A 13,516-nucleotide genomic window follows, 5' to 3' on the forward strand; every position below is an offset into this window, starting at 1 on the left:
GGCTGGGGGTGTCTCTGCGCTCGTGTAAACGGCAGCATCCGAAACGGTTGCGGGGTGCGGGGGGGATTTAATCACCTAAGCGGCTATTTTCCTTGAAAATCTTTTCTCGACAAGAAGTCTAAGGGGAATCAGGTTCTTAGGGCGTCTCCTTCACAAGGAATTCGGCCTTTGCCTATCCGTCCGCTTCGGAGCCATCAGCGTGAGGTCGCCGCCATTGTTGCAGCGATGGCGGCGGGCGAGGCGGGCGGGATAAGGGACATCCTCGCGGCCGTGACCCCAGGAGGAGGAAAGTCGCTCCTGCCCGTGATCGCCGCGCGTGCCCTGATCGGCGCAGGGATGTGCGAGCGGGTCTGTTGGGTCGTGCCGCGGGACAGCCTGCGCCTGCAAGCCGAGGAAGCCTTCGCTGACCCGATGTGGCGGGCAGCGCTCGGCCACGGCCTGTCCGTCCGCGCGGCGGAGAACCTGCCGGGAGATCCCTGCCGCGGCCTCGCCGGATACGTCACCACCTACCAGGGCATCGCGGCCGCGCCGGATCTGCATCTCGCGGCCTTTCGGGCGCATCGCTACCTCCTCGTCGTGGATGAGGTGCATCATCTGCCCGCTCTCGGCCAATCTGAGGCGGGCTCAGGGCACGACGTGCCAGGTGAGGCTTCGGCAGCCTGGTCCGCGGCCATCGAGCCGCTGCTTGCCCTTGCCTCCGCGCGGCTGCTGCTGTCGGGCACCTTGGAGCGGGCCGACGGGCGGCGGATCCTCTGGCTTCCCTACCGGGCAGGCTCGGGAGGGAGGCAGGAGGTGGACCTCGCGGCGCCGGATTGGGCTGTGGTGGGCTATAGCCGCGCGCGCGCTCTGGCCGAGCGCGCGGTCCTCCCGGTCGCCTTCGGTGCATTGGATGGTGAGGCCGCTTGGCTCGGCCCCGAACCCGAGGACGGTGGCGAGCGACCGCGCCTGGGGCCGCACCGACTGCGCGCGGTGGCGCCGAATGAATCCACAAGACCTGCCCTGTTCACCGCGCTCCGCACCGGCTTCGCTGCCGGCCTCCTGCGGCGAGCCTTCGAGGCGGCACGACGCCTGCGGGCGGAGCGCAGGGGGCTGCTCGGCCCCGATGCGGTGCGGGGACTGGGCAAGCTCCTCGTCGTCGCGCCGGATCAGGTGCAAGCGCGGCGCTATCTTGACATCCTCCGCGGCTGGGTGCCCGTGGCACAGGTGGGGAGCATGGCGCTTGCGGTCTCGGAGGAGCGTGGCGCGCACGAGACCCTGGCCTCCTTCCGCCTCACCGCCGACCCGGCTGTGCTCGTCACTGTCGCCATGGCCTATGAGGGATTGGACGCGCCGGAGGTCGCGGTCGTGGCAGCGCTGACACATGTTCGTTCCCGTCCCTGGCTGGAGCAGATGGTCGCGCGCGCTACGCGCGTGGATCCGAATGCCGGTCCTTACGAGAAGCAGCGCGCCCTCGTCTTCCATCCCGACGATCCGCTCTTCGCCCGCTTCCGTTGGCGGATGGAGCGAGAGCAGGGGACGCGCGCGAAGCCACCTCTCCCGCCGCGCCAAGCAAGGCTGGCGCTGCCCGGCTGGTTGGAAGAGGAAATGGCGGAGGCACGCGAGCGGCATGGGATCGTGCCGCTGGAGAGCAACGCGCTGGCCCTTCGCCTGAGCACCCTCCGGCCCGGGCCTGATCTCGCTGCGGGGCTTGCCGCCGCACGTGAGCCGGACGCGCAGGGCGAGTTGCTCGAGCCACCCTCTGCCGCGGAACGGCGTCTGCGGCAGCGGCTCGCCGAGCTTGTCGCCGCGCAGGCCGTGGAGGACGGGCAGGGAGGCGGCCCCGATGCTTCCGTTTCGCCCGCTCTCGTGGCGCCTCGCGGGACAGGCTTATTCCACGCCTACAACGCCGTGCTGAAGCGCGCGCTCGGCGGAAAGCCGCGTGCGGAGATGGAACTTGCAGAGTTGGAGGCGGCGCTCGAATGGCTGGGGCGCAATCGGCTGCGTGACCACCTGCACTTGTTGGAGGGCGACCACCGCTACGGTTGGGCAGCGAGGCGGCGCGGCGAGTGGCGGCCGCCTGTCGGCCGCCCTGCGACGCTCTGGGGCGGCGGCAGGAAGGTTGCCGACCATCGAGGCGCGACGAAGAGGCGCGCTGGACCGACAGGCCTCTGACGCTAATCGCCCACACTTCACATGAGGACGAGAGCGACATGTTGGAGTCAAAATTAGTCGCCCCTGCTCGGCAGTAAACAACATGGATTAGAGTCACCCAGTGCTTAACGGTGAAGAATGTCGCCGGACGTCACGCCCGGAGTTCTGCGTGTAGCCGGAACTGCTGGTTCACCGGGTGCGGGACTGTGCGCCGCGCATGGGTCTCTCAGCATACGATTTTGAAGCTCTGCTGCATTACATGGATGACATTTGAATTCTTCCGCTCGGAACAGCCACCGCAACAAACCCCTGTGCTGACGACACGTTTTCGAGCCACGCGTGCATGACGGGCGTGCGGCCATACAGCCGCTCCTGATCCTGAACGACACCGGAGTGGATGCATGAGGCGTGCAGCAATCAGTGGGGGCAAGGGTCTTGCCCTTGCCGCGATCGGCTTGTTCGCGGCAGTGGAGGCGAGAGCTGCCGATGCACCCGCCGGTGCCGCCTGTCTTTCGGATGCCTCACGCGCGGCGGCCGCTCGGGAGCGCGCGCCTGAGGATCAACGTGGTCACCTCGACGAGCTGATCGCGAGCGCCGAACGGGCCGCTCGCGACAAGGACGGAGAGGGATGCCGACGCGCGGCTGACGACGCGCTGCGCACGGCCGGCCTACCACCGCTCGCACCCATCCTTCTCTCTACCAGCATGGCCGGTGAGCGTCGCGGTGCAGAGGCAGCGGTCCCGCCGCCGCCGGCTCCTGGATCACCAGCCGGCAGTGCGCCGGGCAACACCACGCCTGCGGGAGAGGCCGCGGCGCCTCAGCAAGGGCAGCAACAGGCAGCCGCCCCGCCACAGCAGGGCGCGCAGCAGCAGGCCGCCGCTCCGGCGCCAGCACCGGCACCAGCAACCCAGCAGCCCGCACCAGCCGCTGCTCCGCCGCCCGCTCAGGTATCGGCTGCCGCACCTGCTGGAGACGCCGCTCCCTGGCTGATCACCGGGCGAGAGCTGCTCGGCAAGCGGGTCGTGGCGATGAGTAACTACGGCACCGAACTCGGAACCGTCGAGGATCTTGTTATCTCCGGCGCAACAGAAGGGCGGGTCACCTACCTCATCATTCGTCCCGCGGGAGCGCGCGGCGGTGCGGTGGCCTCGTTGTTCGGAACGGCGGCCGACGTGATCGTGCCCTTGCAGGCGATGCGCTTCAGCGGACAGACCGACGCGGTACGCCTCGACGCTACCATCGAGAAGCTACGTGATGCACCGCGGTTTCGGGCGGAGGACATTCGCCGCCTCCAGGACGATCCGACGCTAGGTCGCGCGCTGGCGGTTTATTATGGCGTGGAGCAGGCGCCGGCCGAGCAGGCTCCGGCGCCTGCCCCGACGCAGCAAGCTGCGGCGACCCCTCCCTCGGCGGCAGCGCCGACGGCTGCACCGGCACCGGCCGGGACGGCGAATCAGACGGCAGCCGCGCCAGCCCCGGCGGGAGGCGCCAGCCAGCCCAGCCCACCTGCCCAGCAGGCTGATGCGGGGCACGGCAAGACGGTCGCCGGCCGCGTCTGCACGGCATGCCACAGCCTTGAGCGGGGCGGACCCGTGCGCGTTGGGCCACCGCTCTGGGGGGTGGAGGGACGGCAGGTCGCGTCTGTGTCCGGCTTCAGCTACTCGGGCGGGCTGCGCAACCGCGGCGGCACCTGGGACGACGCCTCGCTAGACGCCTTCCTCAAGAACCCGCGCGGCTACGCACCGGGCACGCGGATGGCCTATCCGGGCATTCAGAACAACCGCGACCGCGCCGACGTCGTCGCGTTCCTCAACACCCTTCGGTAGGGAACCGGACGATGGCAGCGCCACCCAGTCACTGCTTCAACCGCCGTGGCTTTCTCGTGTCCACGGCGGCAACACCTCTGGCGGGCCTAGTCGGCCAAGCCGAGGCACAAACGCCACCCGCTGCTCCAGCGGCCGCGCCGGCAGGCCCCGAGCACGCGCCGCCCGCCGCGGAGCAGGGCGCCCGCATTTTCCTCAACAACCCGGAATCGGACATGCTGACCGCGCTGGTCGACCGGCTGATCCCGCCCGGCGAGGGCGGACCGGGCGGCGTCGAATCTGGTGTTGTCACCTTCATCGATCATCAGCTGTCCGGTACATTCGGTGCCGCAAGCAACTGGTACATGCGTGGCCCCTTCGCGGAAGGAAAGCCGAGCCAGGGTTGGCAATACGCGCTGACTCCGGCCGCCATGTACCGCCATTCCCTGGAAGCGCTGGACCGCGTCGTGCGGGCGGAGAGCGGCAAGGGTGTCGCTGAGCTGGATGAGGTGCAGCGCGATGCGCTGCTGACACGCATGGAGAAGCAGCCCTTCGATCTCAATGGGCTCCCCTCCTCCGTGTTCTTCGAACTTCTGTTGAACAATACCATCGAGGGCTACTTCGCGGACCCGCTCTACGGCGGCAATCGCGGTGCCGCCACCTGGAAGCAGATTGGCTATCCCGGCGCCAACCCCGTGCGTGGCGATCTGGTTACGGACAAGACCCCTTACGACGGCGATCCCGTCTCGATCGGATAGAGGAAGAACGCCGTGAAGGAGATGCCGAAGGCGGACGTCGTGATCGTCGGGATGGGCTGGACAGGTTCCATCGCCGCCCGCGAACTGGCGGCCGAAGGATTGCGCGTCGTCGGGCTGGAACGCGGCGGCTTCCGCGACACAGCCAGCGACTTCCCTGCACCGAACGTGCTCGATGAACTGAAATACTCCCTGCGCGGGGCCCTGTTCCAAGACCTTTCGCGGGACGCGCTGACCTTCCGGAACAGCCCGAACGAAGCAGCGCTGCCGATGAGGCGGTTGGGCGCCTTCCTGTTGGGTGAGGGGCTGGGCGGGGCGGGCGTTCACTGGAACGGGCAGCATTTCCGCTTCCTTCCGGCCGACTTCCAGATGCTGAGCCACAACAAGCAGCGCTACGGCGACGGCGCCATCACCGACGACATGACGATCCAGGATTGGGGCGTCACCTACGAGGACATGGAGCCGCATTACGACCGCTTTGAATACCTCTGTGGCACCTCCGGCAAAGCGGGCAACCTGCGCGGAGAGATCCAGGAGGGCGGGAACCCCTTCGAAGGCGCGCGGGCCCGCGAGTATCCCACCCCGCCGATGGAGATGGGTTTGGTGCAGCAGCGCTTCATGGAGGGCGCGCGCAAGCTTGGGCTGAAGCCTTACCCGCAGCCCTCATCTAACCTGTCTCAGGACTACACCAATCCGGACGGCGCGCAGATGCAGGCCTGCACCTACTGCGGCCATTGCGAGCGCTTCGGCTGCTACAACTGGTCGAAGGCGAGCCCGCTCACGACCGTGCTGCCGGTTGCGCTGCGTAACCCGAACTTTGAGCTGCGGCTGGGCTCCCGCGTAACGAGGGTGGAGTTGACGCCGGACAAGAAGCACGCGACGGGCGTGGTTTACGTCGATGCGCTGGGACGCGAGACGCGGCAGCCTGCTGATATGGTCCTGCTCTGCGCCTTCCAGATCCACAACGTACGCCTGATGCTGCTCAGCGGCATTGGCACGCCCTATGACCCCGCTACAGGTCAGGGGCAAGTCGGGCGCAACTTCAGCTACCAGACGGTGGCAACGGCCCGCGCCTTCTTTGAGAAGGAGCGCTTCAACCAGTTTGCCGGCGCCGGTGCGCTGGGTGCCATCGTGGATGAATTCAACGGCGACAACTTCGACCACGGCCCGCATGGCTTCATCGGCGGGGGCTACATCATCGGCCAGAACACGGGATTGAGGCCGATCGAGCAGCGTGTGCTGCCCGCGGATTCACCGCGCTGGGGCATGGCGTGGAAGCAGGCGAACAACAAATGGTACGATCACAACGTCAATGTCGGGGTCCATGCGGGCAGTACATCCCGTCGGCAGAACTACATCTCGCTCGATCCGACCTATACGGACGATCTCGGCCTGCCGCTCGCACGCATGACGTTCGACTTCTCTCCGAACGACCTGCGGATGCGAAGCTTCATGCTTGCTCGCGCAGAGGAAATCGCACGGGCCATGAACCCGGACATCGTGAACACCAGCGCGCCGCCCGTGCCGGCAAGTGTCGTACCCTATCAGACGACCCATATCTGCGGCGGCGCCATCATGGGCACTGACCCGTCGAACTCCGCCGTGAACAAGCGGCTGCAGAGTTGGGATGTGCCGAATGTCTTCTCGATCGGCGCGAGCGCCTTTCCGCAGAACGCTGGGTACAACCCGACGAACACCGTGGGGGCGCTTACCTACCTGTCACTGCAAGGGATCAAGGAGGGATACCTCAAGAACCCTGGTCGGTTGATCGACATGTGAGCAGCTTGGGGCGCCACTCCGCAGCGCGGCGGAGATGGCGCCCTTGTTGCTCTACTCCGGCTGGTAGTTGACGCTGCGAAGCAGTTCCCGCGCCCGTGTGATCTCTGCACCGATGAAGCGCTTGGTCTCTTCGATGCTCTCGGTCACGGGCTCCAGCACCTGCGTCGTGAGGCGCTGCACCATGGCCGGTTCGCGCATCGTCTCCTGCATCAACGCATTCACGCGGCTGCAGATCTCGGCCGGCGTGCCCTTCGGCGCCCAGACACCGTACCAGGACTGGAACTCGTAACCCGGCAGGCCGGCCTCGCCCATGGTCGGGACGTCCGGGGCAAGGCTCGAGCGCTCAGCGGCGGCTATGCCCAGCGCACGGACCTTGCCGTCGCCGGCTGCGGGTAGCAGGTTGAAGCTTGGATCGATAAGCAGCTGTGTGCTCCCGGACATGAGGTCGGTCAGCGCGGGCTGTGTGCCGCGGTAATTGACCATATTCAGGTCGAGACCGGTGCGCCGGTTGAACTCGATGGTCGCCAGGTGGCCGGCAGAACCGAGCGAGGAGATGGCAATGTTCCACTCCCGCGGGCGGGCCTTCACAGAGGCGATCACCTCCGCGAGGGTCTTTTCCGGCCTCGTTCCGCTGACCACCATCACCAGCGGCGCGCGCGCCGTGCGGGCCATGACCTCCAGGTCGGTCTGCGGGTCGAAGTTCGCGCCGCGGAGGACCAGCGGCATGACCGCCGTGTTGAAGGCGGAGGCGAGAAGCGTGTAGCCGTCAGCGGGCGCTTGCAACACCGCGTTGGTCCCGACTAGGCCGGCACCGCCCGTGCGGTTCTCCACAACGGCGGTAGCCCCGAGCTTCTCCTGCAACCGGGCGCCGAGGAGCCGTGCCAAGGTGTCGTTGGCCGCGCCGGGAGGCCAGGGGCAGATCACGCGGATGGGTTTCCCAGTAGGCCAAACGCCCTGGGCGTGCACCGGCGGGCCGGCGAGCAGGCCGACCGCACCGGCAGCCCTGATCAGGTCGCGTCTGAACATCCTCTTCCTCCTTGTAGAGCCGGCTTCTTCGGGCCGGCGCGATCGTGGTTCAGCCGGCGAGAAGCGCTGTCGCTTCGTCAGGCGGCAGCGGCAGCATCGGCGGGCGCATGCGGGTCCAGCCCTCGTCGTTCAGCCGGGCGGCGAGAAGCGTCTTCAGCGAAGCCATTTGCGCAAAACGGGACGCTTGGTTCCGAGCCGCCACGATGCGGGCCTGCGCAGCCTCGACCTCGGCCGCGCGGCTCTCATCGGTGAAATGCCGGAAAACAAATGCTAGGTCGGATGCGACGAGGTTGGAAGTAGCGGTAATGCAGCCCGCTCCCCCACGCCGCAGGAGAGGCAGCATCAGTGGATCGGCGCCCGCGAGCACAGCGAGGCCCGGGAAGCGTTCCACCAGGGCCTCCATGTGAGAGATCTCGCCGGCGGAGTCCTTGATGCCGGTGAAGGTGCCCGGGAAGCGATCCCGCAGCCGCTCGATGACTGGGAAGGTGATGGGCACCGCGGAAAACTGCGGGATGTGGTAGAGGACGACGCGCAGTCGCGGGTCGGCCACGCGCTCGATCACCTCGGCATAACTCGCGAATACGCCGTCGTCGGACACGCCCTTGTAGTAGAAGGGCGGCAGCATCACGACGGTGGTAACGTCTAGCGAAAGGGCGTGGCGCGTGAGAGCGACTGTCTCCGTCAGCGCGGCGACTCCCGTGCCGGGAAGCAGGCGGTCGGGCGCGATGCCAGCCGCGACAGTGGCCTCCAGAAGCCCCTGTCGTTCAGCGGTGGAGAAGGAGTTCGCCTCACCTGTGGTGCCGAGAAGGGCGATGCCGTCGCAGCCTTCCTGAAGAAGGCGCTGGCAATGGGCCGTGAAGCGATCATGGTCGGGCGAGAGGTCGGCCGTAACGGGGGTCAGCGCTGCGCAGAAGACGCCGCGCGGATGAAGGGCGGTGCTCAACGGACCTCTCCCCGAACCCATGCCGCGGTCACCCGGACATATTTTATCGCCTGCCGCCAGTAGGTGTAGCTGATATGCAGCGCCCCATTGGCCGTCTCACAGATCGACGGGTAGGAGAACTCGCGGTTCAGGCGGTCCTTCGAATTGTTCGTCATGCAGTACCCGTCTCCGGTCTCAAGGTTCCGGCGATGCGGCCAGGTCCGGCCCTCGTCGTCGGAGATAGCGACGGTCATCGGCGCGCGCGGGGCGCCCCAGAAGGCGCTTCGCTCGGTGATCGGCGCCACCTCGTCGCCGCCGATATCGTCGTAGAGGGACAGGCGGCGGCCCGTCGCATCGGCCGCGCTGGACTCGTTGAAGACGATGGCGATGCCGCCGTCCGCGAGGCGCGTGGCCTGGATCGAGGAATTGTTGTTCGGCAACTGGGTCGGCGTGGGGATAGTCCATCTGCGGCCGCCATCCTCCGATCGGCTGGCATAGATCCAGTCGGCCCAACGGCTGCGGAAGAAGGAGACGAACCGGTCGCCACCAAGGTCCACGAGGCTCATATGCACGAGGCCGGTGCTATCCGGCACAGGGTGCTCCACCCAGCTCGCGCCACCATCCGAGGAGATCATGACGGAGCTGGTGTCGAGGTCACCCGTCCAGGCACCCACGGGCGGCTTCGTGCATCGCCAGATCGGCAGGAGCCAATCGCCGCGACCGGTGACGAGGATTGGGTTGCGGATGAAGGTGCCGAAGCCCGGCTGCTCCGGGAACAGCGTCTCCACCGGGCCCCAGCTGTGGCCGTTATCGGTCGAGATCCGGCGGCGCACCATCGCGGTGTCCTGGTTGCCGGCGATTTGCGCCGTCCAGAGCAGCCAGAGGCAGCCGTCGGGCGCGGGGAAGAGCAGGGGGTTCTGCTCCGAGCGCGCGGGATCGTCCGACAGGCGCTCGGCGGGCGACCAGTGCGCGGCGCCGGGTGCAAGGCGGGAGAAGTGCACGGAGATGTCTGGCACCCCCTCCTGCGTGCCGCCGAACCAGACGCATCCGAGATCCCCATTGCGTAGGGGCATGAGGAAGGAGGCGTGGTTCTGCACGCAGGGCGTGGGGATGAAGGCTTCCACCCTTCCGGGCTCGCCGGGGACGGGGGAGAGAGTCTCGGGCCGCTCGATCAGCCCTACGGTGTCCGGCATGGCGTTCCTCCTGGCGATGTTCAGTAGGCGGCACGGTACATGGCGAGGATTTCCTCGCGGCTGAGATCGCGCGGGTTGTTGTCGAGCAGGCGGCGTATCGCGTGCGCCTCCTCGGCCATGGCCGGGAGATCACCCTCGGGAACGCCGAGGGCCGAGAGATGCATCTTGATGCCGAGCGCGGCGCAGTAGCCGTAGGCGGCCACCTTCACGGCACCCGGATCGCTCAGCGCGGGCGCGCCAAGCGCCTGCAGGATCATCGCGGTCTTCTCGGGCACAGCGGGTGCGTTGTGCGCGAGGGTGTGCGGGAAGATCACCGCGCAGGCGAGGCCGTGGGCAATGTGGTGGCGCGTGCCGAGCGGATAGGCAACGGCATGGCCCGCCGTGGTGTTCACCGGTCCGAGGCAGAACCCGCCGTAGAGGGAAGCGAGGGAGAGACCCGCCCGCGCCTCGCGATCCTGCCCGTCCGCGACGGCGCGCGCGAGATAGCGGCCGACGAGGCGAATGCCCTCCAGCGCGTAGAGGTCGATCAGCGGATGGGCGCGCCGGCTGGTGAAGGCTTCGGCACAGTGGGCGAGCGCGTCCACGCCGGTTGCGGCGGTCACGTCGGGCGGCACCGTGATGGTGAGGTCCGGGTCCACCACGGCAAGGTCGGCCATCATATGCCGGCTCTGCACCGCGAGCTTGTTGCGCGTCACGGGATCAGTGACGAGGGCGCGCGTGCCGGCCTCGCTGCCCGTGCCGGATGTGGTCGGCACCTGCACGAGGGACACCCTGCGGCCAAGCACCTTCTCCGGCCCGACCACGTCGTGGATGGATTGGCCGCTGCCCGGCAGGACCGCGACGAGCTTCGCCAGGTCCATGGCGCTGCCGCCACCGAAGCCGACGACGAGTTCCGGCTCCACCCGCTCGGCAACGGCGATGGCCGCCTCAAGGTTCGGGATGTCCGGCTCGGGCCGGACTTCGCCAAAGACTGTGACCTCGCCCGGCAGGTGCAGCTGCGCGACGCGGGCGGCGATCGGCGGGGTCGCGATGACGAGGCTGCGCTTGATGCCGCGCGCCGACGCCCACTCGCCCACCCGGCCGGCAAGGCCCGCGCCGAACTCGAGGCTCGCTGGCCGCTGGATTTCGATGGGGCTGGGAAGACTGTTCATGCGGCTGCCTTATGGGAAGCGAGTTGCTCGGTGTGCCCGGAAGCGTCGATCAGGCCGGGCGCGCCGGTGATGCACTTGCCCCAGGTATCCAAGGTCGTGCGGCAATCGATGGGATTGCCCGTGACTGCCGTTCGCGACTTGGCTGCTGTACCGGCAGGGCCGAAGAGCGGGGTTCTCCAATCGCCGATCATCGTGAACCCTGTGCAACGGCAATGGCGCCGAGTGATAGGCGCAGTCCCTCCGCTAGCTCGGCGGCCGTGCGCAGCGCCTCGGGGGCGGCGCGGGCGATGAAATCGGGAGTGGCGACCTGGCCGGGTCCGACGGTCAGGCTGACCCCTGCGACGGGCGTGCCCGCCGCGCTCAGCACCGGGGCGGCGACGGTGCGCAGCCCATAGGCGTTTTCGCCGTCCGAAACCGCGTAGCCGCGCGCGCGAACCTCGGCGAGACGTTCGAGCAGGGCATCAAGATGCGTCAGCGTGCGCTCGGAAAGCTTCACGCGCTCCACGCCCTCGAGCCGCGCGATCTGCTCCTCCTGCGGCAGCCAGGCCAGGATGGCCTGGCCGAGCGCGGTGGCATAGGCGCCGATGCGGGTGCCGGGTCGCCGGACTAGGCCATTGCGGTCCATGCCGGTTTCAACGCGCGCGAGGTAGACGACCTGCCCGCCGTCGAGGATGCCCAGGGACGCGGCCTCCGCGATCCCCGGCACGAGTTCCCGCAGCAGGGGCGTCGCGTGGCCGGCAAGGTCGCCGGAGGAGAGCGCCGCGAACCCGAGCTCAAGACATTTCAGCGTCAGGCGGAAGCGTCGCCGATCGGGCGTCGCACGCAGGTATCCGAGACTGATCAGCGTGTGGACGAGCCGGAAGGAGGTGCCGCGGTCGAGGCCCGAGCGGAGTGCCACTTCCGCAACCGTCAGTTCTGGCAGGTCGCTCCCGAAGGCCTTGAGCACGGCGAAGGCCTTGGCGACCGACTGCACCTGGTTTTTGGGGTTCTCCGAAATTCGGTCCCGCGATCCGTTCAGGCCGGGAGCGTGCTCGCCCAAGCCGTCCTCCCTTTTCACTGCCGCACCCACTCCATGAGCCAGTTGATCGGAATGCGTGCATTTGTTCGAATTCTTCTGCCGGTCTAAAGGGGGCGCGAAGCCGGTGTCAACAAGAGACCGGCCACCCCTGAGGAGCGGTGACCATGACGGCTGAGGAAACCGGGAAGCGTCACGCGGTGGTGACAGGTACGAGTTCCGGCATCGGCGCCGCCATCGCCGAACGGCTGCTGCGCGAAGGATGGCGGGTCACCGGGCTCAGCCGCACCGACCCGGGCGATCGCCCGGCCGCCTTCACGCACCGCGCGGTGGACCTGCTGGATGTCGAGGCCCTGCGCAGTGCGGTGGCGGGCCTTCGCCCGGCCGCGCTGGTCCACGCCGCTGGGTTGATGAGGACTGCGCCACTCGGCTCCCTCGACCCGGCCGCTGGAGTAGGAATGTGGCGGCTGCACGTGGACGTGGCTTCGCGCCTCGCGGACGCAATCGTGCCAGGAATGGAGGATGGCGGGCGCGTGGTGCTGATCGGCAGCCGGACTGCGGCCGGAGCTGCCGGCCGCAGCCAGTATGCCGCCACTAAGGCTGCGCTGGTCGGAATGGCCAGGTCCTGGGCGGCGGAACTTGCCCCGCGCGGCATCACCGTGAACGTGGTCGCCCCGGCGGCGACCGATACGCCCATGCTTCGCGACCCCGGCCGGGCCGGCGTGGCGCCGCGGCTGCCGCCGATCGGCCGGCTCATCGACCCGGCAGAGGTGGCGGCCCTCACCGCCTTCCTCCTCGGCCCGGAGGCGGGCGCCATCACTGGGCAGCAGATCGTGATCTGCGGTGGAAGTTCCCTCTGAGATCAGTGCCCTCTTTCACTCGGCGGAGGCTGTCGGCCATGCTGCCGCTCCGCCCACGTTCCCGGTTCGGGGGCTGAAAGCGTCGGAAGGAAGGAACGTCCCGATGGAACTGCAGCTCTCCGGCAAATGCGCCCTCGTGACAGGGGCGTCGAAGGGCATCGGCAAGGCAATCGCGCTTGGTCTTGCTGCGGAGGGTTGCGCACTCACCCTCGTCTCCCGCGACGAGGCGGCCCTGCGCTGCGCGGCGGAAGAGATCGTGGAACAGGGCGGCCCCATCCCGCGCGTGATCCCGGCGGACCTCTCCCACCAAGCGGAGGTGGAAAGGGTGGCGTCGGAGGCCGGCGACCTCGACATCCTCGTGAACAATGCCGGCGCCATCCCGGCGGGCAACCTGCTGGACGTGGACGACGCCACCTGGCGGGCGGCCTGGGACCTAAAGGTCTTCGGCACCATTGGTCTCAGCCGTGCCTTCTATCCCGTGCTGAAGGCGAGCCGCGGCGTGATCATCAACATCATCGGCGCGGCGGGGGAGCGGATGAACCCAGACTACATAGCCGGCAGCAGCGGCAACGCAGCACTCATGGCCTTCACGCGCAGCCTGGCGATCGGCGCCGCGAAGGACGGGATCCGCGTGATGGGCATCAATCCCGGGCCTGTCGCCACCGAACGGAACGAAGTGCTCCTCCGCGCCCGCGCGACGAAGGAGCTGGGCGACGCGGAGCGCTGGCGCGAGTTCCAGACCACCATGCCCTTCGGTCGCGCGGCCACGGTCGAGGAGATCGCGGCCGCCGCGACCTTCCTCGCCTCCTCCCGCTCCGGCTACACGAGCGGCAGTATCCTGACGATCAACGGGGCGCCGCCCTGAGGGCGCACACCGGTCGCA

The 13,516-nt window shown here is 68.2% G+C and carries 11 protein-coding genes; 6 read left to right on the forward strand and 5 right to left on the reverse strand.

All coding sequences use genetic code 11. The annotated features are described in order from the left end of the window. Positions 1-168: 168 nt before the first annotated feature. The 4 genes from D9599_RS20915 (at position 169) to D9599_RS20930 (ending at position 6,466) form a co-directional block, all read left to right on the forward strand. Complete coding sequence (locus tag D9599_RS20915) at positions 169-2,151, forward strand: DEAD/DEAH box helicase (RefSeq protein WP_232480732.1); 1,983 nt, start codon at positions 169-171, stop codon at positions 2,149-2,151. A 380-nt stretch (positions 2,152-2,531) separates the two neighbouring features. Continuing rightward, positions 2,532-3,956 carry a c-type cytochrome gene (locus D9599_RS20920; protein WP_198383234.1) on the forward strand — a complete coding sequence of 475 codons (1,425 nt, stop codon included), beginning with the start codon at positions 2,532-2,534 and terminating at the stop codon, positions 3,954-3,956. 11 nt (positions 3,957-3,967) lie between these two features. Beyond that, a complete protein-coding gene (locus tag D9599_RS20925; protein WP_198383235.1) occupies positions 3,968-4,690 on the forward strand; it encodes a gluconate 2-dehydrogenase subunit 3 family protein in 723 nt (240 codons plus the stop codon). 21 nt (positions 4,691-4,711) lie between these two features. Beyond that, positions 4,712-6,466 carry a GMC family oxidoreductase gene (locus D9599_RS20930; protein ID WP_198383266.1) on the forward strand — a complete coding sequence of 585 codons (1,755 nt, stop codon included), beginning with the start codon at positions 4,712-4,714 and terminating at the stop codon, positions 6,464-6,466. Between the two features lie 51 nt (positions 6,467-6,517). Here D9599_RS20930 and D9599_RS20935 read toward each other — a convergent pair whose 3' ends face one another. The 5 genes from D9599_RS20935 to D9599_RS20955 all read right to left on the reverse strand — a co-directional run bounded on the left by D9599_RS20935 (position 6,518) and on the right by D9599_RS20955 (position 11,797). Then, positions 6,518-7,492 (reverse strand): tripartite tricarboxylate transporter substrate binding protein, encoded by a 975-nt coding sequence (locus tag D9599_RS20935; RefSeq protein WP_198383236.1) that lies wholly within the window; start codon positions 7,490-7,492, stop codon positions 6,518-6,520. 49 nt (positions 7,493-7,541) lie between these two features. Then, positions 7,542-8,435: a dihydrodipicolinate synthase family protein gene (locus D9599_RS20940; protein WP_232480733.1), complete on the reverse strand. Its 894-nt coding sequence runs from the start codon at positions 8,433-8,435 to the stop codon at positions 7,542-7,544. After that, positions 8,432-9,607: an exo-alpha-sialidase gene (locus D9599_RS20945; RefSeq protein ID WP_198383238.1), complete on the reverse strand. Its 1,176-nt coding sequence runs from the start codon at positions 9,605-9,607 to the stop codon at positions 8,432-8,434. The genes D9599_RS20940 and D9599_RS20945 overlap by 4 nt, the downstream gene beginning before the upstream one ends. A gap of 20 nt (positions 9,608-9,627) precedes the next feature. Next, positions 9,628-10,758: an iron-containing alcohol dehydrogenase gene (locus tag D9599_RS20950; protein WP_198383239.1), complete on the reverse strand. Its 1,131-nt coding sequence runs from the start codon at positions 10,756-10,758 to the stop codon at positions 9,628-9,630. 187 nt (positions 10,759-10,945) lie between these two features. After that, positions 10,946-11,797: an IclR family transcriptional regulator gene (locus tag D9599_RS20955; RefSeq protein WP_198383240.1), complete on the reverse strand. Its 852-nt coding sequence runs from the start codon at positions 11,795-11,797 to the stop codon at positions 10,946-10,948. Between the two features lie 143 nt (positions 11,798-11,940). Between D9599_RS20955 and D9599_RS20960 the strand changes: the two genes are divergently transcribed. Together D9599_RS20960 and D9599_RS20965 are read left to right on the forward strand one after the other, a co-directional pair. Beyond that, entirely contained in the window at positions 11,941-12,633 is a 693-nt protein-coding gene (locus D9599_RS20960; RefSeq protein WP_198383241.1) for an SDR family NAD(P)-dependent oxidoreductase, read from the forward strand. A gap of 103 nt (positions 12,634-12,736) precedes the next feature. Further along, complete coding sequence (locus D9599_RS20965; protein ID WP_198383242.1) at positions 12,737-13,498, forward strand: short-chain dehydrogenase/reductase; 762 nt, start codon at positions 12,737-12,739, stop codon at positions 13,496-13,498. Positions 13,499-13,516 lie beyond the last annotated feature (18 nt).

The organism is Roseomonas sp. KE2513, from assembly GCF_016107305.1.
Lineage (GTDB): Bacteria > Pseudomonadota > Alphaproteobacteria > Acetobacterales > Acetobacteraceae > Roseomonas.